Source organism: Pantoea coffeiphila (assembly GCF_016909495.1).
GTDB lineage: Bacteria > Pseudomonadota > Gammaproteobacteria > Enterobacterales > Enterobacteriaceae > Erwinia > Erwinia coffeiphila.
In genome coordinates this window covers 35060-58815 of sequence record NZ_JAFBFW010000012.1, presented here as the reverse complement: position 1 = coordinate 58815, position 23756 = coordinate 35060, and the positions used below count along the sequence as shown (strand labels likewise).

The following is a 23756-nucleotide window of genomic DNA, read 5'->3' as shown; positions in this document are numbered from 1 at the left end:
GGCTCGCTTTTCCTGCCCGTGGAGGTGCGTATGTTTGCCACGCTTAAACCTCTCGTCTGGGAAAATGCATTTTTCGGTCAGCGAAGTGCCCTGCTGGAATTGCAGGGCGAAACGCCGCTGGATATTGCCGTACTGGATGACTGGCCGCTGGTACAGGTGAAAGTGCTGGCACAGCAAAGTGCCGAGCTGGATGCGCTCAGCGCTCTGGGCTTCAGCATGGTGGAGGGCGAGGCGGATTGCGTGCTGGGCATCACCCCCGCTGAGCGCCCGACCGGTATTCGCATCGCCCGCGGCGAACATATTCCGGCCCTGCGGCAGGCGGCGAGTGAAGCCTTTATCTGGAGCCGCTTTCGCGCGCCCTGGTTTGCTGCGGGTGACAGCGGACGCTTCTACGCGCAGTGGATTGAGAACGCCGTTCGCGGCACTTTCGACCATCAGTGCCTGCTGGCGGTGGATGAGCAGGGTGTTATGCAGGGCTTTGTCTCTCTGCGCGAGCTGGAGGACCGGACGGCGCGCATTGGGCTACTGGCCGTGCTGCCCGCTTATCAGGGATTAGGGATTGGCCAGCGGCTGATGGATGCGGCAAATGACTGGTGCCGTGCCCGGCGTCTGACCCGACTTCACGTTGCAACGCAGCTGGGTAACCTTGCTGCGCTGCGCCTCTATCTTCGCTGCGGTGGCGTGATTGAACGTACCGCCTACTGGTTATACAGGAAAACGCCATGATCCCGTTTAACGCACCACCGGTGGTGGGAACTGAACTTGAATATATGCAGTCGGCCATGGGCAGCGGTAAGCTGTGCGGCGATGGCGGCTTTACCCGCCGCTGCCAGCAGTGGATGGAACAGCGGTTTGGCAGCCGTAAGGTGCTGCTGACCCCGTCCTGTACCGCCTCGCTGGAAATGGCCGCGATCCTGATCGACATCCAGCCCGGCGATGAAGTGATTATGCCGAGCTACACGTTTGTCTCTACCGCCAATGCCTTCGTTCTGCGCGGTGCCACCATTGTCTTTATCGACGTGCGCCCGGATACGATGAATCTTGACGAGACGCTGATTGAAGCGGCGATCACCGAGCGCACTAAGGCGATCGTGCCGGTCCACTATGCGGGCGTGGCCTGCGAGATGGACACCATTATGGCGCTGGCGAAGAAACATAAACTCTGGGTGATCGAAGATGCCGCGCAGGGCGTGATGTCGACGTATAAAGGCCGCGCGCTGGGCACCATTGGCCATATCGGCTGCTTCAGCTTCCACGAAACGAAGAACTACACCGCCGGGGGCGAGGGCGGGGCGACGCTGATTAATGATGCGGCGCTGGTTGAGCGTGCGGAAATCATCCGCGAAAAAGGCACTAACCGCAGCCAGTTCTTCCGTGGGCAGGTGGACAAATATACCTGGCGCGACATCGGCTCCAGCTACCTGATGGCCGATTTGCAGGCCGCCTATCTCTGGGCGCAGCTGGAGGCGGCGGAGCGCATTAACCAGCAGCGTTTACACCTCTGGCAAAATTACTACACCGCGCTGGAACCGTTTGCCGCGCGTGGACGGATCTCTCTGCCGGGCATCCCGGCAGACTGCGAGCACAACGCACATATGTTCTACCTGAAGCTGCGTGATAACGACGACCGCACCGCGTTGATTTCCTGGCTGAAAGAGGCCGAAATCATGGCGGTGTTCCACTACATCCCGCTGCACAGTTCGCCTGCCGGGCAGCGCTTTGGCCGTTTCCACGGTACCGATCGCTATACCCAGCAGGACAGTGACCGCCTGCTGAGGCTGCCGTTGTTCTATAACCTTTCTGATAATAATCAGAAAACGGTAATTGGCTCCTTACGCAGCTATCTTTCCTGATATGTCGTTGGCCAGAGCTTCCGTGTGGACCGCCGCGTCCACGCTGATTAAGATTGCTGCCGGGTTGCTGGTGGTGAAGATGTTAGCGGTGTCCTACGGCCCGTCGGGCGTGGGGCAGGCGGGTAACTTCCGCCAGCTGATTACCGTGCTGGGCGTGCTGGCAGGGGCAGGGATCTTCAACGGCGTGACCAAACTGGTGGCGCAGCACCAGCAGCAGCCGAAGGAGCTGCGTGCGGTGACCGGCACGGCGTCGGCGATGGTTCTCGGGTTTTCGCTGCTGCTGGCGGTCGGTTTCCTGCTGTTTGCCGCCCCCATCAGTCAGGCGCTGTTTGATGATGTGAAGTACCAGCAGGTGATTCGCATCGTGGCGTTTTTACAGCTGGGCATCGCCTGGGCTAACCTGGCGCTGGCGATCGTCAAAGGCTTCCGCGATGCGGCCGGGAATGCGCTGGCGCTGATTGTGGGCAGCATCATCGGCGTGGCGGCATGGTTTGTCTGCTACTGGCTGGGTGACTACGGCGGCGCGCTGGTTGGGCTGGCGATGGTGCCCGCGTTGGTGATGATCCCGGCGATGGCGGTGCTGGCCCGTCGTGACCATCTGCCGATGCACTATTTGCTGCCGGTGTTGCAGCCGCAGTATGCCCGTCAGCTCGGCAAGTTTACGGTGATGGCGCTGATTACTGCCGTCACGCTGCCGGTGGCGTGGGTGATGATGCGTAATTTGCTGCAGGAGCACGCGGGCTGGGAGCAGGTAGGGCTGTGGCAGGGGGTAAGCAGCATCTCCGACGCCTATCTGCAGTTTATTACCGCCTCGTTTAGCGTCTGGCTGCTGCCAACGCTGGCGAGACTGGAGAATAAAGCGGATATTTCTCGGGAGATTATTCGCGCGCTGCGCTTTGTTCTCCCGGCGGTAATGGTGGCCAGTTTCTGCGTCTGGCTGCTGCGCGACTTTGCCATCTGGCTGCTGTTCTCCAGCCAGTTTACCGGCATGCGCGATCTGTTTGTCTGGCAGCTGATTGGCGATGTGCTGAAGGTTGGCTGCTATGTCTTTGGTTATCTGGTGATAGCGAAGGCATCACTGCGTTTTTACATTCTGACCGAAGTGAGCCAGTTTATCCTGCTCACTGGATTTTCCCGCTGGCTGATCCCGCTGCACGGTGCGGCAGGGGCGGCGCAGGCATATATGGCGACCTATATCGCTTACTTTGCGCTCTGTGCAGGCGTATTTACTCTCTACCGTAGACGATAATGACCACAGTAATCCATCTTTTAGGCTCGGATATACCGCATCATAATCAGACGGTTCTGGGCTTTTTTAACCAGGTAATTTATGACGTGGTGCCCACGGCGGCCCCGCGTCAGTTCTGGCTGGTGTCAAACCAGCCCTCTGTGGCGGAGCAGTATCCCCAGTTACAGATACGCGTTTTCGCGGATAAAAACGCGCTGGCCGAAGCGGTTATCACTTTGGCTCGTCGCCAGCGTGAGACGCGCTTCTTCTGCCACGGCCAGTTTAATCCTAAGCTTTGGCTGGCGCTGCTGGCGGGGAAGATTTCGCGTTCACAGCTCTACTGGCATATCTGGGGAGCGGATCTGTACGAGGACGCGACCAGCCTGAAATTCCGCCTGTTCTATCTGCTGCGTCGGCAGGCGCAGAAGCGCGTGGCGCAGGTGTTTGCTACACGGGGTGATATCAATCATTTCCATCAGCGCCACCCGCGCGTGCCCGCGTCGCTGCTCTATTTCCCAACGCGCCTGGCGCAGAATGTCCCTGTCGCTCAGCCTCATCAAGGCCCACTGACGATCCTGCTGGGCAACTCGGGTGATGCCAGCAACCGCCATATCCAGGCGCTACAGGAGATCCATCAGCAGTTCGGTGATGAAGTGAAGGTTGTCGTGCCGCTGGGCTATCCGGCGAATAATGACGTCTATATCTCCCGCGTGCGTGCCGCAGCCGATGCGCTGTTTACCTCCAGTCAGGTAAAGCTGCTGACGGAGAAAATTGAATTCAGTGACTATCTGCAGCTGATCTCCGGCTGCGATCTCGGCTGGTTTATCTTTGAACGCCAGCAGGGGATCGGCACGCTGTGCCTGCTGATTCAGGCCAACATTCCGTTTGTCCTGAATCGTAAAAACCCGTTCTGGCAGGATCTGGTTGAGCAGCAGGTGCCGGTACTGTTTACCGGTGACGCGCTGGATGCCGCGACGGTCAGCGAGGCGCAGCGGCAGCTGAGCCTGATGGATAAGCAGCAGATTGCCTTTTTTGAACCGGGCTATCTGGCGGGCTGGCAGCAGGCACTGCGGCTGGTTGAGGGAGAAAGCGTATGAGTTTATTAGAATTTTCCGGGCTGCTGGTGGTCTGGCTGCTGGGCGCTGGATTTATCCTGACGCTGACCTGGCGCGAGTTCCGCCGGGTGCGGTTCAATTTTAATGTTTTCTTCTCGCTGCTGTTCTTGCTGACCTTCTTCTTTGGCTTTCCGTTTACCAGCGTGCTGGTGTTTGGCTTTAACGTCGCCGTGGTGCCGCCGGAATTCCTGCTACAGGCGTTGCTGGCGGCGAGCTGCTTCTATGCCATCTACTACGTAAGCTATAAAACCCGGCTGCGGGCACGCAGCACCAGGCCACCGCGGCAGGTGTTCACCATCAACCGGGTGGAGGCGAATCTGAGCTGGATATTGCTGGCGCTGGTCGCGCTGGGCACGGTCAGCGTGTTCTTCATGCACAACGGCTTCCTGCTGTTCAAACTGCACAGCTACAGTCAGATTTTCTCGGCGGATGTTTCGGGCGTTGCTCTGAAGCGCTTCTTCTACTTCTTTATCCCGGCGATGCTGGTGGTCTACTTCCTGAAGCAGGATTTTCGCGGCTGGCTGCTGTTTTTAGTCAGTACCGTTGCCTTCGGATTGCTGACCTATGTGATTGTGGGCGGTACGCGCGCCAACATTATTATCGCCTTCGCCCTGTTCCTGTTTATCGGCATTATCCGCGGCTGGATCACCCTGTGGATGCTGGTGCTGGCGGGCGTCGGCGGCATTGTCGGCATGTTCTGGCTGGCGCTAAAACGCTACAACCTGGATGTGAGCGGCTCGGAGGCGTTTTACACCTTCCTCTACCTCACCCGCGATACGTTCTCGCCGTGGGAGAATCTGGGGTTATTGCTGCAAAACTACGACAAAATCAGTTTCCAGGGGCTGGCACCGATCGTACGGGATTTCTACGTATTCATCCCCAGCTGGCTGTGGCACGGCCGCCCGTCGCTGGTGCTGAACAGTGCGAACTACTTTACCTGGGAAGTACTGGATAACCACTCCGGTCTGGCGATATCACCGACGCTTATTGGCTCACTGCTGGTCATGGGCGGCGCGCTGTTTATTCCACTCGGTGCCGTTGCGGTCGGGCTGATTATTAAATGGTTTGACTGGCTGTATGAAAAAGGCCAGCAGGAACAGAACCGCTATAAGGCCGCGATCCTGCAAAGCTTCTGCTTTGGTGCGGTGTTTAACATGATTGTACTGGCGCGAGAAGGTCTGGATGCGTTTGCTTCCAGAGTGGTGTTCTTCTGTGTCATTTTTGCGGTCTGCGTGGTGGTGGCGAAGCTGCTGTACTGGTTACTGGATAGCGCGGGCTTAGTCCGCGACCGTACCGGTATTCGCCCGCTTGCCGCACAGCCGGATGCGGCAAGCGGGCCGTTTTGATTTCAGACTTAAGGTAAATACCATGCATGCCTCTGTAACCGTGCCGCAGTATCAAATTCGTGGCCTGTCGCTGGCCGGGTTTCGCGATATGGCGGAGTTTGTTGATTACCTCAATCAGGATGGAAAGCTGAAGAGTGGAACGCTGGTAGCGATCAATGCGGAAAAGGTTTTGACGGCGGAAAATGATGCCGAAATCTTTAATCTCATTAACGCTGCCGAATATCGCTATGCCGACGGCATCAGCATTGTGCGTTCGATTCGTAAGAAGTACCCGCAGGCTCAGGTATCCCGGATTGCCGGGGCCGACCTGTGGGAGGCACTCATGGAGAGGGCCGGGCGCGAGGGTACGCCGGTATTTCTGATTGGCGGGCGTCCTGACGTGCTTGAGCAAACCCAGGATAAACTGCGCCGTCAGTGGAATGTGAATATTGTGGGGGCGCAGGATGGCTATTTCACGCCTGACCAGCGTGATGCACTGCTGGCGCGTATCGTTGCCAGCGGAGCAAAGCTGGTCACGGTGGCCATGGGATCGCCTCGGCAGGAGCTGCTAATGCGTGACTGCAAGGCTTTTTATCCGGATGCGTTGTATATGGGCGTGGGGGGCACCTACGATGTGTTTACCGGCCACGTTAAACGCGCCCCCAGAATTTGGCAAAAAATGGGTCTGGAGTGGCTCTATCGCTTACTTTCACAACCGTCGCGTCTTAAACGCCAGCTCAGATTGCTGAAATATCTCAACTATCACTGGAAAGGCGATCTTTAATTCTGGATAAATTGCGACGGTAATTCGTTGCTGCCGTGGTTTTTCCGTCCGAAAAGGCGGAAAAATGCTGCGAGTTTAGACGGAATGCACAAAGCGTAATCAAACGCGTTTTTTTGTGAAAAAAGCACTGGACAGGTAAGGCTCCTATCCGTAGTATGCACATCCGCAACGGCGCTACGCGCCCGTAGCTCAGCTGGATAGAGCGCTGCCCTCCGGAGGCAGAGGTCTCAGGTTCGAATCCTGTCGGGCGCGCCATTAAGTTTGTGCGCAAGAGCTGCGGTGGTATCATTACCGCGTTATAAGAAGTAAGAAGTCGGAAGTAGTTGTGGTGGCTATAGCTCAGTTGGTAGAGCCCTGGATTGTGATTCCAGTTGTCGTGGGTTCGAGTCCCATTAGCCACCCCAGATTTTGTTGAATGCGAAGGTGGCGGAATTGGTAGACGCGCTAGCTTCAGGTGTTAGTGTTCTTACGGACGTGAGGGTTCAAGTCCCTCTCTTCGCACCACAAAATCTTTAAGTAAAAAGAAGTTATGTTCGGCGAGTAGCGCAGCTTGGTAGCGCAACTGGTTTGGGACCAGTGGGTCGGAGGTTCGAATCCTCTCTCGCCGACCAATTTTAAAATCCTGCACTAGCGGGGTTTTTGCTTAAAGCCTGAGGGTTTTGAGCGATGCAGTAAGGTAGTACAGTTCGGCGAGTAGCGCAGCTTGGTAGCGCAACTGGTTTGGGACCAGTGGGTCGGAGGTTCGAATCCTCTCTCGCCGACCAATTAAGAAACCTGCTTGAAAAAGCAGGTTTTTTTTTCGTCTTTAATTTAGCCATTTTTATCTTACGGTTTCCCCCTTCTTAATAGTACCGCCATACCTGCTATTTTCGTTCGCACGATACACATTTGAATTTCGTCCATATCGGATTGAGCCAGTGGCGTGCACACTCTCTTCTATACAAACACTCCCCTATCCAATGATGTTTGCCGTTCTCACTAATTTTGCTTTTTGTCTCCAACTTGAGACATGTAATGCATTGTTTTTAAATAGATTTACCTAACTATGCAGTGGTTGTCTCCATCTGGAGACGCTTTATCAAGGCTGGTGTCCGTTTTTGACGACGGCGGTGGGATATGGAGTAATGCTAAAAATGACATTAAAAGTGATAAAAATCATAGCAGTAGAATATTAGGAATTATGGAAGTGCCATTCTGGCACAGGCTGTGCAACACTATACCTGTAGATGCTCATTCCACCCCTTATGTTTGCTGATGCTTCATAAACCTGGGAATGACGCAGAGCCACTTTACGGTACCCGTTGTCCAGCCAGCCAATATCGCTAACGCCTTATTGGAATCCAGGGCACAACGTTGAGTCGGGTACCAATCGGTTGTCTTAACCGACCTGATCGTTACACCTGTCTTCGGGCAGGTGTTTTTTTTTGCCCTAAGCGAAAAAAAAACCGCTATCTCAGAAAGATAGCGGTTTGATCAACCCGCAAACAGCAGCGCCACAACGAAGAGTCCGTGACGCTTCAGCCGTGGCTCAGGAATTATTTTTCAGCGTCAGCAACAAACCATCCCGCCGCATTGCCGCGGCCTCTTCTGGCTTGTGCTGGCGGTCCAGGGTATCAGCCAGCCAGGCATAGTCAAACGCATCAGGCCGCTGCTGTAGCGCAGCGCGGAAGGCTTCGCTGGCCTGTTCCCACTCACCGTGCTGCATCAGCAGCTGCCCCAGCGTGCTGTGGAGCAGCGGCGTGGCGCCGTGCTGCTTGATCTGCTGGCGGAGGGCTTTTTCCAGCTGCTCTGGATTGCCGGACTTCAGGCGCGGCATCAGCAACACCAGGCGTTCATCATACTGGCGCTTGAGACCGTCCAGCACAATTTGCTGCGCGGTCTCATGGTCGTCACAGACGATAAGATGATCCGCCATTGCCACCTGCAGTGCGGTTTCATGCCGCGTTTTACGGCTCTGATTTTGCCACCAGCGTTTCAGACCATCGCTGCCCTGATCGGCCATTGCCTGATTCATCAGGCCCAGCCAGGCCTGCTGCTGCAGAGCGATACGATGGTTGTCATCGCCGAGCTTCACTTTCTCCATCGCAGGCAGAATATCCAGCAGCGCGCTCCAGGCACCGGTGCGGATATAGGCCTGTTCCGCCAGACGTAGCACTTCCGGATGGCGCGGGGCGATCTCCAGAAGACGGTCGATCCCGTGACGCGCGGCATGATCCTCATTGCGCGCCAGCTGAATACGCACGCGGGTAATCTCCACCGGCAGCGGATCGCCATCGTTTAGCTCGGTAGCGCGTTCAAGATGCTGATTGGCTCGTGCTTCATCACCGCGCTGCTGTGCTGCTTCAGCCGCCAGCAGATAATTGATCATCGGCTGTTCTGCATGATCGGCATTGCGCGAAAGCAGTTTTTCAACCTGCTGATGGTCGCCTTCCGCCAGTTTCACCAGTGCGGCCTGGGTCTGTCGGCGCGCACTGCGGCGTTTCCTGCCGGTAAACCAGCCACGAGTGCGAGCTCCGGTGCGGAAAATACGGCGCAGCAGCCACTCAATACCAAGGATCACCAGCAGTGACAGAATCAAAATAATCACCAGGCCGGTCACGCTGGTTTCAATATTCCAGTTATCGGTCTGAATCAGCACGTAGCCCTGATGACCCGCGATCATTGGGCCGAGAACGACACCGGCAATCAACAGCAGAAACAGTAGAAGAACTTTTAACATCGTTATTCTCCCTGCTGCTGTGGAGTGGCCGGAGTCGCAGCGGGCTGCGCCAGCAGATTACGCACACGTGTCTGCATCAGCTTATCAAGCAGCGGCTGGCTCTCCAGTGAGTCAGGAACATCCATTGAGACGCTTTGCTGGCTGAGTTCATCCAGCTGATCGAGGAAGGCTTTGGTATTGGCATCGTTAGTGTCATACCAGGCGCGAACCCAGCCGGACACGGTATCAATCGACTGTTTATAGATCTCATCCTGATGACGCGGCACGGCCTGTGCGGCAATCAGCAGGCGTGAACGGATATTCTCACGCAGATAGACATCCTGGTTTGGTGCCAGCAGGGGTTCCGCAGTGGCATCGCGGCGGCGGATGGTAATAAAGTCATCCATGAAGTTATGCCAGCTTTTTACCAGATTTTGCCGCCATTCGCGCAAAGATGACGACAGTTCGCTGCTGTTCGCGTCCATCGGCGCATCGTCGTTATCATTATCGGCAAGACGCAGATTATCAATACCGTTAGACAGCTGGTTCAGCTTGAGGATGATGCCATCATAGTCAACCTGGCTGAGTGCAGAAAGGGTGCTGATATCGTGAGTGAGTGCACGGCGTGCCTCGAGCAGGCTCGGATCGTTCATGTCGGCCAGGCTGGCATCGGCGCTTTTCAGAAGCGCCGCCGCCGTTGTGACATCCTGATCGCTCCACAGCTTGCGGCCAGCCATTTTGACCAGGTAATCCGCCTGTGACAGCATCCAGGTATGCACATCGTTCCCGGAGATGGTCGCCACTTTTTGTTTCAGTTCGTCCAACTGCTGGCTAAGGGCTGCCTGCTGTTGCTGAGCCGTATCCAGCGCCTTGGTTTGCGTTGAAAGCTGCTCGACCAGCGACTGTTTATCGCGGGTAGACTGCTGCTGTAAATCGGCAATCTGAGCGGCAAGCGCCTGACGCGCTTCTTCCTGCTGCGCAGCCTGATGTTTGCCATTCAGCCACAGGCCGACACCCAGCGCTAATGCAATGGCAATTGCCACCGCGCCTAAAACGACGCCGTGATTTTTTGATTTATCCGAAGGCGGCTGCCCGGAGGTTGAGTCTTTAACCGCAGGGGTAACATCTTCAACCATGGCGGAGGAATCTTTTTGTTCCGTCATAATGGCTCATCCCATATTTAAGTGTGATATACCTTAATCTTCCCGCTCGCGAAATCTTAAGAGTATAAGTCCAGTGCGCGCAGCAGCGCGTCATTATCGGCACCCCCGGCGACACAGACGTTCGCCCAGCCCAAATCCCTGGCCAGAGTGGCTAAACGTTCACTGACGACCACCAGCCGACAGTGCAATAACCATGCATCCCGGTCGATGACGGGAAACAGGGCGTAGAGCTGTTGCAGCATTTCTCCACTGGTCACCACCAGCGTATCAATCCCGCGATCTCGCCATCTGCGGCCTTCTTCAGCACCGTGATAATGCTTTGCACAACGTTGATAGCATTCAATAAACTCTACCTGAGCGCCACGGTTATGCAAAGTTTCCCCCAGCAATTCACGGCCACCGTTACCGCGCAGTATTAGCGCTTTCCTGCCGGCGACCTGCTGAAGTTCAGGCAATTGGATCAAAACTTCACTGATTTCCTGCTCGTGCGGCCAGACGACCGAATGTCCGCTTACCGCGTGCATCGCCAACGCCGTGCTACGGCCTATTGCATAATAGTTCAGACTGGCGGGCCAGGTCTTGCCAACCTGCGTTATCGCCGGATTAGCATAGTGAATGGCATGCTGGGAAAGGATAAAGACCAGATCGTCTTGCCTGAGCGCGTCAAGCCGTGAGGGAAGGAGATCGAGCTGACTTCCCGGAGTGAATTCAATCAGGGGGAACGCCCAGGCAGCCTGCCCGCGGCTACGCAGCCTGCTGACCAGTTGGTCAGCGGCCGGTGACGGGCGGGTGACCAGGATATTCATGCTGGCGGATTTCCCTGATAAACTTCAGCCAGAATTTCCCTGGCACCGTTGTCCAGCAACTCTTCTGCCAGTGAGATCCCCATCTGTTCTGCATCGTCGCGTGGGCCTCGACGCTCACCGCAAATCATCCGACTGCCGTCCGGTGAACCAACCAGGCCGCGAAGCCATAATTGATCCCCTTCCAGCACCGCATAGCTGCCAATCGGCACCTGACAACCGCCTTCCAGACGCGTGTTCATTGCTCGCTCGGCACGGACCCGGCAGGCGGTATCTGCATCATTCAGTGCAGCCAGCAGGCTAATGGTTTCGGCATCGTCAAGGCGGCACTCAATGCCGACTGCACCCTGACCGACGGCGGGCAGCGATTCTTCAGCGGGCATAACCTGGCGGATTCGATCGCCCAGCCCAAGACGCTTCAGACCGGCCACGGCAAGAATAATGGCATCATATTCACCGGCATCCAGCTTGCCCAGGCGAGTACCGACGTTGCCGCGCAGAGAGCGGATCACCAGGTCCGGGCGACGGGCACTAATCTGGCACTGACGGCGCAGGCTTGAGGTGCCAACAATCGCACCATGTGGCAGTGCATCAACGGAAGCATAATGATGTGAGACAAAAGCATCATGCGGGTCTTCACGCTCGCAGATGGTCACCAGGCCCAGCCCTTCCGGGAATTCAACCGGTACATCTTTCATTGAATGCACGGCGATATCGGCGCGATCGGTGAGTATTGCCTGCTCAAGTTCTTTAACGAACAACCCTTTACCGCCCACTTTAGCCAGTGGGGTATCAAGGATCACATCGCCGCGTGTAACCATAGGCACCAGCTCAACGCGCAGCCCGGGATGGCAGGCGATCAAGCGCTGCTGTACATATTCTGCCTGCCATAAGGCCAGGGGGCTTTGTCTGGTTGCTATTCTTAAAATTTTGTCTGACATGCTCAATACCGTTTTGATCGTTCATTGATTATCCTATCATTTAACCGCGAAGGCTGTCAGTGAATAGCATTTAAACGACCGTCTGGAGAAGCATCGCGATGGTTTGGCGCAAAAATGTGCTAAACTGTTAACTAGCGCAACTTTCTTTACGGTCAATCTGTCTGATGTTAGATTGATCACGTTTCCAGCAATAATCTGCACGACTATTTTTAAAGCAAACGGCAGATTTTGGAAAAAAGAGTTCTTGTATACCCTTCTCTCTAAGGGTGTAAGCACTGGGATAATCAGGCGAGACGTCTTGTACCTCTACATTGAGACACTGAAACAGAGACTGGATGCCATTAACCAGCTGCGCGTCGATCGCGCACTGGCTGCGATGGGACCTGCGTTCCAACAGGTTTACAGTCTGCTGCCGACCTTACTACATTATCATCATCCGCTGATGCCGGGTTACCTTGAGGGTAACGTTCCACATGGCATCAGCTTCTACACGCCTGATGAAAATCAACTTGTCTATCTTAATGATTTGCAAGTGAAATCAGACAGCTCCGTGACCGCACCTCCGCGCGGCGAAATGCCGATTACCGGGGTGTATTCCATGGGGAGCACGTCTTCCGTCGGGCAAAATGCCACATCCGATCTTGATATCTGGGTCTGCCACCAGTCGTGGCTGGACAATCAAGAGCGTCTGGCCCTGCAGAAAAAATGCACGCTGCTACAAAACTGGTGTGCGGCGATGGGCGTTGAAGTCAGCTTCTTCCTGATTGATGAGAACCGCTTCCGTCACAACGAAAGTGGCAGCCTTGGCGGTGAGGACTGCGGATCAACTCAGCACATTCTGCTGCTGGATGAGTTTTACCGCACGGCGGTCCGCATGGCGGGGAAACGTATTCTGTGGAATATGGTGCCGCGTGAGGAAGAAGAGCATTACGACGACTATGTGATGTCGTTGTATCAGCAGGGCGTGCTGACGCCGAACGAATGGCTGGATCTCGGTGGTCTGGGTACGCTATCGGCGGAAGAGTACTTTGGTGCCAGTCTGTGGCAGCTGTACAAGAGCATTGACTCCCCTTATAAGGCCGTACTGAAAACGCTGCTGCTGGAAGCGTATTCGTGGGAATACCCGGATACTCGTCTGCTGGCGATGGACATTAAACAGCGCCTGCACGATGGCGAGATCGTTTCCTACGGTCTGGACCCGTACTGCATGATGCTGGAGCGAGTCACACGTTACCTTATTAGCATTGACGACCATGCGCGTCTTGACCTGGTACGCCGATGTTTCTACCTCAAAGTGTGTGAGAAACTGTCTCAGGAGACTGAGCACTCCGGCTGGCGTCGGGAAATACTCAGCCAGCTGGTAACGGAATGGGGTTGGGATACGCAGCGTCTTGAGGTACTGGACAGCCGGGCCGACTGGAAAATCGGCCGGGTGCGCGAGGCCCATAATGAATTACTGGATGCGATGATGCAGAGTTATCGCAACCTGATCCGCTTTGCCCGCCGTAATAATCTCAGCGTCAGCGCCAGTCCGCAGGATATTGGCGTATTAACGCGTAAGCTTTATGCCGCTTTCGAAGCATTACCGGGTAAGGTGACGCTGGTAAATCCACAGATCTCCCCCGATCTGTCCGAGCAGCATCTGACCTTTATCCATGTCCCGAACGGCCGCGCCAACCGCGCGGGCTGGTATCTGTACAATCAGTCGCCGGACATGAGTTCCATCATCAGCCATCAGCCGCTGGAATATAACCGCTATCTGAACAAGCTGGTGGCGTGGGCGTGGTTTAACGGTCTGCTGACCAGCAAAACGCGGCTGCATATGAAGGGCAACGAGGTTTGTGATCTTGCCCGCCTGCAGGAGCTGGTTGCCGATGTATCGCACCATTTCCCGCTGCGCCTGCCAGCGCCAACGCCAAAAGCGCTCTACAGCCCCTGCGAGATCCGCCATCTGGCGATCATCGTTAACCTTGAATACGACCCGACTTCGGCCTTCCGTAATCAGGTGGTTCACTTTGATTTCCGCAAGCTGGATGTGTTCAGCTTTGGTGCTGAGCAGCAGTGCCTGGTCGGCAGCGTCGATCTGCTGTATCGCAACTCGTGGAATGAAGTGCGTACGCTGCACTTTAACGGCGAGCAGGCGATGATTGAGGCGCTGAAAACCATTCTGGGCAAAATGCATCAGGATGCCGCGCCGCCGGATGCGGTAGAGGTCTTCTGCTACAGCCAGCACCTGCGTGGGCTGATCCGTACCCGTGTTCAACAGCTGGTTTCAGAGTGCGTTGAGCTGCGGCTTTCCAGTACCCGTCAGGAGCCAGGCCGCTTCAAAGCGCTGCGCGTGGCGGGGCAGACATGGGGACTGTTCTTTGAGCGCCTGAGCGTTTCGGTACAGAAGCTGGAAAATGCCGTTGAATTTTACGGTGCGATCTCTAACAACAAGCTTCACGGCCTGTCGCTGAAGGTTGAAACGAATCAGACCCGGCTGCCGGCGGTGGTCAATGGCTATGCCAGCGAAGGCATTATCCAGTTCTTCTTCGAAGACACCCTCGACGATCACGGCTTCAATATCTATATCCTGGATGAAACCAATCGGGTGGAGGTTTATCACCACTGCGAAGGCAGCAAGGAAGAGCTGGTGCGTGACGTCAGCCGTTTCTATTCGTCATCGCACGATCGTTTCACCTACGGCTCCAGCTTTATTAACTTTAACCTGCCGCAGTTCTATCAAATTGTTCAGGTTGAAGAGCGATTCCAGGTGATTCCCTTCCGCAGCCAGACGCTGACTCAGCTTTGCGCTGCCGTGCCGAACAGTGAAATCAGCAGCGATTATCCCCAGCGCTATCAGATGCATTGAGGCCGCTGGCATTCATCCAATTTGATTCTGCTTTTCCTGTTGCTTTTCAGTCTTCACCTGCGATGATAGACAGCAACGGGTATCTTTTACGAGCAGAATGAGAATGAAAAAAGCTATTTGCCAGCTGGCAATGTTACTTGCCGTTGTCAGCCTGGCGGGATGCGGACTCAAAGGGCCGCTCTACTTCCCGGCAGACGAAACGAGCAAACCGCAGGCCACTCAGACCTCTTCGCCGACGCAGTCCGGCAGCAGCGTGTCATCTCCTGCCACGACCTCCGGGCAGGATGTTAAACCGGTCCAGTAAACTATGACACACTCGGCGGAGCAGAAAATGCAGTTCTCGAAAATGCACGGTCTCGGCAATGACTTTATGGTGGTCGATGCCGTTACGCAAAACGTTTACTTCTCACCTGAGCTGATCCGTCGACTGGCGGATCGCAATCTGGGGATCGGCTTCGATCAGCTGCTGATCGTTGAGCCGCCTTACGATCCCGATCTCGATTTCCATTACCGCATTTTCAACGCTGACGGCAGCGAAGTTGCCCAGTGCGGCAACGGTGCACGCTGTTTCGCCCGCTTCGTTCGCTTAAAAGGCCTAACGAATAAAAGCGATATTCGCGTCAGTACGCAAACGGGTCGTATGGTGCTGAGCGTGAATCAGGATGAACTGGTTTGCGTGAATATGGGCGAGCCTAACTTCGAGCCTCAGCAGGTCCCGTTCCGCGCGAATAAAGCCGAAAACATTTACCTGATGCGGGCCGCAGAACAGACCGTGATGTGTGGCGTGGTGTCGATGGGTAACCCGCACTGCGTCCTGCAGGTGGACAGCGTGAAGACCGCCGCTGTCGAAACGCTGGGACCGGTGCTGGAAAGCCATGAACGCTTCCCTGAACGCGTGAACGTCGGCTTTATGGAAGTGGTCAACCGCGAGCACATTCGCCTGCGTGTGTATGAGCGCGGCGCGGGTGAAACCCAGGCCTGCGGTAGCGGAGCCTGTGCGGCAGTCGCGGTGGGTATTCAGCAGGGGCTACTGTCAGAGAAAGTGCGTGTTGACCTGCCGGGCGGCACGTTAAACATTGCCTGGAAAGGGCCGGGGCATCCGCTGTTTATGACCGGGCCAGCCACTCACGTTTACGACGGGTTTATTCATCTATGAAAACTGTCGGGGAGCCACAACAGGACAGCAGCGAAGTGCTGCTGGACGATCGCCTGGTTGGCGATTACCTGCTGCAAAATCCAGACTTCTTTATTCGCAATGCCCGCCAGGTTGAGCAGATGATGGTGCCGCATCCGATCCGCGGTACCGTTTCGCTGGTGGAGTGGCAGCTGGCGCGGCAGCGCAACCATATTCATCAGCTTGAAGAAGAAATCACCCTGCTGATGGAGCAGGCCAGCGCTAACCAGCAGCTGTTCGAACGCCTGTTTACCCTACAGGGACGGCTGGCCTCGGCATCGAGCCTTCAGGACATGCTGAATCGTCTGCATCTGTGGGCGCGTGAACTTGGGCTGGCGGGAGCGAATATCCGCCTGTTTAGCGAACAATGGCGTATTGGCGCGCCGTCTGATTTCACTCAGCTTGCGCTGCCAAGACCGGCATTTGAATCAGTGCGTATTCAGCGGCTGGGTAAAGAGAACCACTACCTTGGCAATCTGAACGGGCCTGAGCTGCTGCTGCTGCTCCCGCAGGCGAAAGCCGTAGGATCGGTCGCGATGTCGCTGCTCGGCGAGCGTGGCGATCTTGGTGTACTGATTTTCAGCAGCCGCGATAAGCAGCACTACCAGCGCGGCATGGGAACGGTGCTGCTTCAGCATCTGTCGTTAATGCTCCCCGATCTGCTGTCGCGCTGGGTTGAGCGCGTGTGAGCAGTGAATCGCCCCTGCTTCCTGCCGTAGAGGGCTTTCTGCGTTACCTGAAAGTTGAACGCCAGCTTAGCCCTCTGACCCTGATTAACTATCGTCGGCAGCTGACGGTAGTGGTTGAACTGCTGGATTCATTAAAAGTCACGGACTGGACGCGCCTTGATGCTGCACTGGTTCGTACGCTGGCCGCCCGCAGCAGCCGCAGCGGACTGAAGCCTGCCAGCCTTGCTCTGCGTCTTTCCGCACTGCGTAGCTTCCTCGACTGGTTGATTAGCCAGGGAACGATTCAGGCCAATCCGGCGAAAGGCGTTGCCACGCCGCGTGCGCCACGGCACCTGCCAAAGAACATTGATGTCGATGAAGTTAACCAACTGCTGGAAATCGATCTCAACGACCCCCTGGCGGTGCGCGATCGCGCCATGCTAGAAGTGATGTACGGCGCGGGTTTGCGTCTCTCTGAGCTGACCGGCATTGATGTCAACCATCTTGAGCTGGCGTCCGGCGAAGTCTGGGTAACCGGTAAGGGCAGTAAAGAACGCCGCCTGCCGATGGGGAAAACGGCGGTACTCTGGCTGGAACACTGGCTGGCGCTGCGGGAGCTGTTCTCACCGCAGGACAACGCGCTGTTCCTGTCTAAACCAGGCAAACGTATCTCCGCGCGTAACGTGCAGAAGCGCTTCGCCGAATGGGGGATTAAGCAGGGGCTGTCCAGCCACGTTCACCCCCATAAACTGCGCCATTCATTTGCGACACATATGCTGGAGTCCAGCGGCGATCTGCGCGCAGTGCAGGAGCTGCTTGGCCATGCCAATCTGGCAACCACCCAGATTTATACCCATCTTGATTTCCAACACCTGGCGTCCGTGTACGACGCTGCACATCCCCGTGCGAAACGAGGAAAGACCTGATGCATTTTTACCGACCACCGCGTCCGATCGCGGCGATGACCTTCGATCTCGATGATACGCTGTACGACAATTATCCGGTGATTGCGCGCACCACAAAAGAGTCCCATGCCGCATTACAGGCCCATCATCCGGCGCTAGAAAACTATAGCGTGGAGCAGTATCAGCAGGTGCGTCAGCGACTACTGCTGGCCGAGCCGGAAATCTATCATGATGTCAGCGAATGGCGACGCCGTGCCGTTGAGCAGTCGATGCTGGATGTGGGATTGGCTCCCGTGCAGGCGGCCGACGGCTCGCGCGAAGTGATGTCCGTATTCGCTGAATGGCGTAGCAAAATCACCATCTCTGATGAAAACCATGCCACGCTGGCGGCACTGGCAGAGCGTATTCCTCTGGTGGCGATCACCAACGGTAACGCTGAGCCGCATCTGTTTGGCCTGGATAAATACTTCCAGTTTATCCTGCGCGCGGGCCCCGATGGCCGTGCCAAGCCGTATCAGGATATGTACCACACTGCCGCAGAACGGTTGAATCTGGCACCGGAACGCATTCTGCACGTGGGTGACGACCTCACCACCGACGTTGCCGGTGCAGTGCGCTGCGGGATGCAGGCCTGCTGGATCAATTTACGCGGTGGCAATCTGATGCATATCGATGATGCGCGTCTGCTCCCAACGCTGGAGATTTCTCAGTTGGCATCGCTGACTGCGTTGTTATAATGAACTGGTTAAATAACCAGTAGGGCGGTGTGCCGCCCTCTACCCCGATGGTGCTTATGGACGTTTCCGATCTGCTCGACAGCCTGAATGACAAACAACGCGAAGCCGTCGCCGCGCCGCGCAGCAACCTGCTGGTGCTGGCGGGTGCCGGCAGTGGTAAAACCCGCGTCCTGGTTCACCGTATTGCCTGGCTGATGGCGGTTGAAAACTGTTCCCCTTACTCCATCATGGCGGTGACCTTTACCAATAAAGCCGCCGCTGAGATGCGCCACCGCATCGAACAGCTGATTGGAACCAGCCAGGGGGGAATGTGGATTGGGACCTTCCATGGACTCGCTCATCGCCTGCTGCGCGCCCACCATCTGGATGCCAACCTGCCGCAGGATTTTCAGATCCTCGACAGTGAAGACCAGCTTCGGCTGTTGAAGCGTCTGATCAAGGCGATGAATCTTGATGAGAAGCAGTGGCCTGCACGTCAGGGCATGTGGTACATCAACGGCAAAAAAGATGAAGGGCTGCGCCCGAAAAATATTGAGAGCTACGGCAACCCGATTGAACAGACCTGGTTACGCATCTATCAGGCCTATCAGGAAGCCTGCGATCGTGCCGGCCTGGTGGACTTTGCCGAACTGCTGCTGCGCGCGCACGAACTGTGGCTGAACAAGCCGCATATTCTTAATCACTACCGCGAACGTTTTACCAATATTCTGGTGGACGAATTCCAGGACACCAACAACATTCAGTATGCGTGGATTCGCATGCTGGCCGGCGACAGCGGCAAGGTGATTATCGTCGGCGATGACGATCAGTCTATCTACGGCTGGCGTGGTGCGCAGGTTGAGAACATCCAGCGCTTCCTGAACGATTTCCCGGGGGCGGAAACCATTCGCCTCGAGCAGAACTATCGCTCCACCAACAATATTCTGAAAGCCGCTAACGCCCTGATCGCCAATAACAATGGCCGTCTGGGCAAAGAGCTGTGGACCGACGGCAGCGACGGTGAACCGATTGCCCTCTATTGCGCCTTTAACGAGCTGGATGAAGCGCGCTTTGTGGTTAATCGCATCAAAGTGTGGATGGAAAACGGTGGGGCGCTGAATGACTGCGCGATCCTCTATCGCAGCAACGCCCAGTCGCGCGTGCTGGAAGAGGCGCTGCTGCAAACCAGTATGCCTTACCGCATTTATGGCGGCATGCGCTTCTTTGAACGTCAGGAAATCAAGGACGCGCTGGCCTACCTGCGTCTGATTGCCAATCGTAATGACGATGCCGCCTTTGAGCGTGTGATCAACACGCCAACACGTGGCATTGGCGATCGCACCCTCGACGTGGTGCGGCAGACCGCTCGTGAGCGTCAGTTAACGATGTGGCAAAGCTCACGCGCGCTGCTGCAGGAAAAAGCGCTGGCCGGGCGTGCCGCCTCGGCGCTGCAACGATTTATTGAGCTGGTGGACTCGCTGGCGCAGGAAACCACCGAACTGCCGCTGCATGTGCAGACTGACCGGGTGATCAAAGATTCCGGCCTGTGGCTGATGTACGAGCAGGAAAAGGGTGAAAAGGGCCAGGCACGCGTCGAAAACCTTGAGGAACTGGTCAACGCCACCCGTCAGTACAGCTATCAGGATGAAGATGAAGACCTGATGCCGCTACAGGCTTTCCTCTCTCATGCAGCGCTGGAAGCGGGCGAAGGGCAGGCGGATAAGTGGCAGGATGCGGTGCAGCTGATGACCATGCATGCGGCCAAAGGGCTGGAGTTTATGCAGGTATTTATCGTCGGCATGGAAGAGGGCATGTTCCCCAGCCAGATGTCGCTGGATGAAGGTGGAAGGCTGGAAGAAGAGCGCCGTCTGGCCTACGTTGGCGTCACCCGCGCGATGCAAAAGCTGACCCTGACCTACGCGGAAACGCGCCGCCTGTATGGTAAAGAAGTCTATCACCGCCCCTCACGCTTTGTCGGCGAGCTGCCGGAAGAGTGCGTTGAAGAGGTACGCCTGCGCGCCAGCGTCAGCCGCCCGGTCAGCCATCAGCGGATGGGTACGCCGGTAGCGAAAAACGACAGCGGCTTCACCCTTGGCCAGCGCGTTCTTCACGCCAAGTTCGGTGAGGGGACGATTGTTAACCTGGAAGGCAGCGGCGAACACAGCCGCCTGCAGGTGGCGTTCCAGGGGCAGGGGATCAAATGGCTGGTTGCCGCGTACGCGAAGCTGGAAGCGCTGTGATGAAAGGTGGGCCCGCTTGACGCCTTTTTCGTCTCAGCGTAACATGCGCCCACCATTACCCTAAGAGGACATTCGCCTTGGACACACCCAGTAGATACTGGCTCACTGACCTGCACACCAGGTACAACTCCTAAGGCTATCCTCTTTTGCCGATAGCCTTCGTGGTTGTTGGCGACCGCATTCCCCGTCGCTCTGAGTCAGTACTGTTCGCTGACTGAAACGCATGTTTCCCGTGTTCAAGCGCTCTGTCCCACTAGTCACTGCGAATTGGGAGTATTGCTATGCTGAGCGCATTTAAACTGGACCAGAGCCGTCTGACCCGTCTTGAGCTGGATGATGCCAGCGAAGAGCTGACCGGCTCCGTCTGGGTCGATCTGATCGAGCCAGAAGAAGCTGAGCGAGACCGCGTCCAGACCGAGCTGGGCCAAAGCCTGGCCACCCGTCCTGAACTGGAAGACATTGAAGCATCGGCACGCTTCTTCGAAGACGAAGACGGCCTGCACATCCACTCCTTCTTTTTCTTTGAAGATGCTGAAGATCACGCCGGTAACTCAACGGTGGCGTTTACCATTCGCGAAGGGCGTTTATACACCCTGCGCGAGCGCGAGCTGCCCGCCTTCCGTCTTTACCGCATGCGTGCGCGCAATCAGGTTCTGACCGACGGTAATGCCTACGAGCTATTGCTGGATCTGTTTGAAACCAAAATCGAACAGCTTGCCGATGAGATCGAAAATATCTACAGCGATCTGGAAAAGCTTAGCCGGGTCATTATGGAAGGCCAGCAGGGCGATGAGTTTGACTCCGCGCTGTCTACGCTGGCCGAGCTGGAAGATATCGGTTGGAAGGTGCGTCTGTGCCTGATGGATACCCAGCGCGCCCTCAACTTCCTGGTGCGTAAAGCGCGCCTGCCAGCTAATCAGCTGGAACAGGCTCGCGAAATTCTGCGGGATATCGAATCCCTGCTGCCGCACAACGAATCGCTGTTCCAGAAGGTTAACTTCCTGATGCAGGCGGCAATGGGCTTTATCAACATCGAGCAGAACCGCATTATCAAAATCTTCTCGGTGGTATCGGTAGTCTTCCTGCCGCCAACGCTGGTGGCATCCAGCTACGGGATGAACTTTGAGTTTATGCCGGAACTGCGGTGGAGCTTTGGTTATCCGGGAGCCATTACCCTGATGATCCTCGCCGGGCTGGCGCCTTACGCCTACTTTAAGCGTAAAAACTGGCTCTGATTGCCGCTGGCTCAGCCTGATTTATCGGGCTGGGCCGGTCTTAACTCTCTCAAAATGTTTCACGATCTGGTACTCCGTCCACGCTGCGGGTAATCTGTAAGTTCTTATTTCAGCTGAGATCGCTTCACTCTATGGAACGGTTATCCCTGCGATACCAGTGGGCGCTGTTGCTCATCACATCGCTGCTGTTGGGGTCTGTCCTGCAGGTTTTTCATGTACCGGCTGCGCTGTTACTGGGCCCGATGATAGTCGGCGTGGTAATGGGGCTGAGCGGTGCGCAGATCCGCATCAGTAAACGCCTGTTTGTACTGTGCCAGGCCGTGCTGGGCTGCATGATTGCCCAGAGCCTTTCACCCTCCATTCTTCAACCGCTGCTGGCCGACTGGCCCATCGTCCTGTCCGTGCTTCTGCTCACGCTGGCAGCCAGCGGACTGTCCGGCTATCTGCTGGTGCGCTTCAGCGATCTGCCTGGTCCGACCGGCGCGTGGGGTTCCTCCCCCGGAGGCGCATCCGCAATGGTGGCAATGGCCGGTGATTTTGGGGCGGATACCCGGCTGGTGGCATTTATGCAGTATCTGCGCGTGCTGTTTGTCGCTGCTGCTGCCGCGATAGTGGCACGGATCAGCCTGGGCGACAGCGCGCAGTCCAGCGGGCTGGAGTGGTTTCCGCATCTGGGGTGGGGGTTTGCCGCGACGCTGGCGGTGATTGTCCTTGGGGCGGTGCTCGGTCAGAAATTCCGTATTCCCTCCGGCGCATTGCTGCTGCCCGCGCTGATCGGGGCGACTCTGCATTCCAGCGGTACGGTAACGTTACAGGTGCCAGAGTGGCTGCTGGCGCTGGCCTATGCGCTGATTGGCTGGACGGTTGGCCTGCGCTTCACCCGTCCGGTCTTCCTGCTGGCGCTACGCACGTTACCGCAAATGGTGGCATCGATTATCGGACTGATGTTGCTGTGTGGCGCGATGGCATGGATGCTGACTCGGGTACTTCATGTCGATATGCTGACCGCATATCTGGCGACCAGCCCTGGCGGGCTGGACACCGTTGCAATTATTGCTGCCGGTAGCCGGGTCGATCTGGCTTTTGTGATGGCGATGCAGACGCTACGCCTGTTCTCTATCCTGCTGACCGGCCCGGCAATGGCCCGATTTCTTTCACGCTATGCGCGACGGTGATCGGCGCAGCGTCCAGAGTGCGTCCGCGATAAACAGTGCGAGCGCCGCCCAGATAAAGCCGAAGGTCACGGCTTTATCTGACGTCATCTGCTCACCGTAGAACAGCACGGCCAGCAGGAACATCAGCGTCGGGCCAAGATACTGGAAGAATCCCACGGTAGAGAGGCGCAGACGTGTGCAGGCGGCGGTAAACAGCATCAGCGGGACGGTGGTGATAATCCCGGCGGCGGCCAGCAGAATATTCAGGCTTGCCGCATTGTTGCCGAGGTGGCTGGTGGGACTGTCGACGATGGCGAACAAATAGACGGCAGCGGGAACCAGCAGCCAGCTGGTTTCAACCAGCATGCCGGTTTGTGCATCCACCGCAATTTTCTTACGCAGTAGCCCATACATTGAGAACGTCGCCGCAAGGCCAAGCGCGATAACGGGCACTGAACCGAACTTCCACAGCTGAACCAGCACGCCACAGGTGGCAAGCGCAACGGCCAGCCACTGTAAACGGCGGAAGCGCTCGCCAAGAAACAGCATACCGACCAAAACGTTTAGTAGCGGGTTGATAAAGTAACCGAGGCTGGCTTCCAGCATATGGTGATTGTTTACCGCCCAGATATACAGCAGCCAGTTGCTGCAGATCACCACGGCGGATACGGCCAGCAGCAGCACCTTTTTCGGCTGGGCGGCAATGGCGCGAATATTACGCCAGCTGCGGCTGATGCTGATTAATACCAGCATAAAAAAGAAGGACCAGATAACCCGGTGGGTCATAATCTCCCCGGCGGGTACCTGCTGGATCAGTTTGAAATAGACCGGAGCCACGCCCCAGATAAAATACGCTCCCAGCGCAAAGAGCACGCCCTGGCGTGTTTGTTGTGGATTCAT

At 56.3% G+C, this 23756-nt stretch carries 21 protein-coding genes and 5 tRNA genes; 21 read left to right on the top strand and 5 right to left on the bottom strand.

What is annotated here, in order from left to right; translation table 11 throughout:
- Positions 1-30: 30 nt before the first annotated feature.
- The 11 genes from rffC (at position 31) to JOE09_RS24860 (ending at position 7069) form a co-directional block, all read left to right on the top strand.
- Complete coding sequence (gene rffC, locus JOE09_RS24910) at positions 31-726, top strand: dTDP-4-amino-4,6-dideoxy-D-galactose acyltransferase (protein WP_239553286.1); 696 nt, start codon at positions 31-33, stop codon at positions 724-726.
- Positions 723-1853 carry a dTDP-4-amino-4,6-dideoxygalactose transaminase gene (gene rffA, locus JOE09_RS24905; RefSeq protein ID WP_105595137.1) on the top strand — a complete coding sequence of 377 codons (1131 nt, stop codon included), beginning with the start codon at positions 723-725 and terminating at the stop codon, positions 1851-1853. Before rffC ends, rffA begins: the two co-directional genes overlap by 4 nt.
- A gap of 1 nt (position 1854) precedes the next feature.
- Positions 1855-3102 (top strand): lipid III flippase WzxE, encoded by a 1248-nt coding sequence (gene wzxE, locus JOE09_RS24900; protein WP_205067732.1) that lies wholly within the window; start codon positions 1855-1857, stop codon positions 3100-3102.
- Positions 3102-4178: a TDP-N-acetylfucosamine:lipid II N-acetylfucosaminyltransferase gene (wecF, locus tag JOE09_RS24895; protein WP_205067720.1), complete on the top strand. Its 1077-nt coding sequence runs from the start codon at positions 3102-3104 to the stop codon at positions 4176-4178. The genes wzxE and wecF overlap by 1 nt, the downstream gene beginning before the upstream one ends.
- The gene (gene wzyE / locus JOE09_RS24890; protein WP_105595140.1) at positions 4175-5542 is read left to right on the top strand and encodes an ECA oligosaccharide polymerase; all 1368 of its coding nucleotides are present in this window, start codon (positions 4175-4177) and stop codon (positions 5540-5542) included. The genes wecF and wzyE overlap by 4 nt, the downstream gene beginning before the upstream one ends.
- Positions 5543-5564: 22 nt before the next feature.
- Positions 5565-6305 carry a lipopolysaccharide N-acetylmannosaminouronosyltransferase gene (gene wecG / locus JOE09_RS24885; protein WP_205067719.1) on the top strand — a complete coding sequence of 247 codons (741 nt, stop codon included), beginning with the start codon at positions 5565-5567 and terminating at the stop codon, positions 6303-6305.
- A gap of 178 nt (positions 6306-6483) precedes the next feature.
- A tRNA-Arg gene (locus tag JOE09_RS24880) sits at positions 6484-6560 on the top strand.
- 73 nt (positions 6561-6633) lie between these two features.
- Positions 6634-6709: transfer RNA gene (locus JOE09_RS24875), tRNA-His, on the top strand.
- Between the two features lie 13 nt (positions 6710-6722).
- A tRNA-Leu gene (locus tag JOE09_RS24870) sits at positions 6723-6809 on the top strand.
- A 30-nt stretch (positions 6810-6839) separates the two neighbouring features.
- Positions 6840-6916, top strand: a tRNA-Pro gene (locus tag JOE09_RS24865).
- A 76-nt stretch (positions 6917-6992) separates the two neighbouring features.
- Positions 6993-7069, top strand: a tRNA-Pro gene (locus JOE09_RS24860).
- 764 nt (positions 7070-7833) lie between these two features.
- Here JOE09_RS24860 and hemY read toward each other — a convergent pair.
- From hemY to hemC, 4 genes are read right to left on the bottom strand one after another with little or no spacing between them, the layout of a single operon-like run.
- On the bottom strand, positions 7834-9024 hold the full coding sequence (gene hemY, locus JOE09_RS24855; protein WP_105595142.1) for a protoheme IX biogenesis protein HemY: 1191 nt from the start codon (positions 9022-9024) through the stop codon (positions 7834-7836).
- A 2-nt stretch (positions 9025-9026) separates the two neighbouring features.
- On the bottom strand, positions 9027-10166 hold the full coding sequence (hemX, locus tag JOE09_RS24850; protein ID WP_205067718.1) for a uroporphyrinogen-III C-methyltransferase: 1140 nt from the start codon (positions 10164-10166) through the stop codon (positions 9027-9029).
- Between the two features lie 56 nt (positions 10167-10222).
- Complete coding sequence (hemD, locus tag JOE09_RS24845; RefSeq protein ID WP_205067717.1) at positions 10223-10972, bottom strand: uroporphyrinogen-III synthase; 750 nt, start codon at positions 10970-10972, stop codon at positions 10223-10225.
- A complete protein-coding gene (gene hemC, locus JOE09_RS24840; protein ID WP_205067716.1) occupies positions 10969-11910 on the bottom strand; it encodes a hydroxymethylbilane synthase in 942 nt (313 codons plus the stop codon). Before hemC ends, hemD begins: the two co-directional genes overlap by 4 nt.
- Positions 11911-12208: 298 nt before the next feature.
- Between hemC and JOE09_RS24835 the strand changes: the two genes are divergently transcribed.
- From JOE09_RS24835 to JOE09_RS24795, 10 genes are all read left to right on the top strand, one after another.
- Complete coding sequence (locus JOE09_RS24835) at positions 12209-14764, top strand: class I adenylate cyclase (protein WP_200562719.1); 2556 nt, start codon at positions 12209-12211, stop codon at positions 14762-14764.
- A 103-nt stretch (positions 14765-14867) separates the two neighbouring features.
- A complete protein-coding gene (gene lptM, locus JOE09_RS24830) occupies positions 14868-15068 on the top strand; it encodes an LPS translocon maturation chaperone LptM (RefSeq protein WP_200547541.1) in 201 nt (66 codons plus the stop codon).
- A 27-nt stretch (positions 15069-15095) separates the two neighbouring features.
- Complete coding sequence (dapF, locus tag JOE09_RS24825; protein WP_105595188.1) at positions 15096-15920, top strand: diaminopimelate epimerase; 825 nt, start codon at positions 15096-15098, stop codon at positions 15918-15920.
- Positions 15917-16627, top strand: a complete 711-nt coding sequence (locus JOE09_RS24820) for a DUF484 domain-containing protein (protein WP_205067715.1) — start codon at positions 15917-15919, stop codon at positions 16625-16627. Before dapF ends, JOE09_RS24820 begins: the two co-directional genes overlap by 4 nt.
- Positions 16624-17532, top strand: a complete 909-nt coding sequence (xerC, locus tag JOE09_RS24815; RefSeq protein WP_205067714.1) for a tyrosine recombinase XerC — start codon at positions 16624-16626, stop codon at positions 17530-17532. The genes JOE09_RS24820 and xerC overlap by 4 nt, the downstream gene beginning before the upstream one ends.
- Positions 17532-18248, top strand: coding sequence for a 5-amino-6-(5-phospho-D-ribitylamino)uracil phosphatase YigB (gene yigB / locus JOE09_RS24810; RefSeq protein ID WP_205067713.1), 717 nt, complete (start codon positions 17532-17534; stop codon positions 18246-18248). The genes xerC and yigB overlap by 1 nt, the downstream gene beginning before the upstream one ends.
- A 56-nt stretch (positions 18249-18304) precedes the next feature.
- A complete protein-coding gene (gene uvrD / locus JOE09_RS24805; protein WP_105595151.1) occupies positions 18305-20467 on the top strand; it encodes a DNA helicase II in 2163 nt (720 codons plus the stop codon).
- Positions 20468-20544: 77 nt separating this feature from the next.
- Entirely contained in the window at positions 20545-20601 is a 57-nt protein-coding gene (gene ysgD / locus JOE09_RS26480; protein WP_370348498.1) for a YsgD/CorL family protein, read from the top strand.
- Between the two features lie 147 nt (positions 20602-20748).
- The gene (corA, locus tag JOE09_RS24800; RefSeq protein ID WP_105595152.1) at positions 20749-21702 is read left to right on the top strand and encodes a magnesium/cobalt transporter CorA; all 954 of its coding nucleotides are present in this window, start codon (positions 20749-20751) and stop codon (positions 21700-21702) included.
- Between the two features lie 131 nt (positions 21703-21833).
- Positions 21834-22877: an AbrB family transcriptional regulator gene (locus JOE09_RS24795; protein WP_205067712.1), complete on the top strand. Its 1044-nt coding sequence runs from the start codon at positions 21834-21836 to the stop codon at positions 22875-22877.
- Here the strand turns inward: JOE09_RS24795 and rarD are convergent.
- Positions 22857-23756, bottom strand: a complete 900-nt coding sequence (rarD, locus tag JOE09_RS24790; protein ID WP_105595154.1) for an EamA family transporter RarD — start codon at positions 23754-23756, stop codon at positions 22857-22859. The genes JOE09_RS24795 and rarD overlap by 21 nt on opposite strands.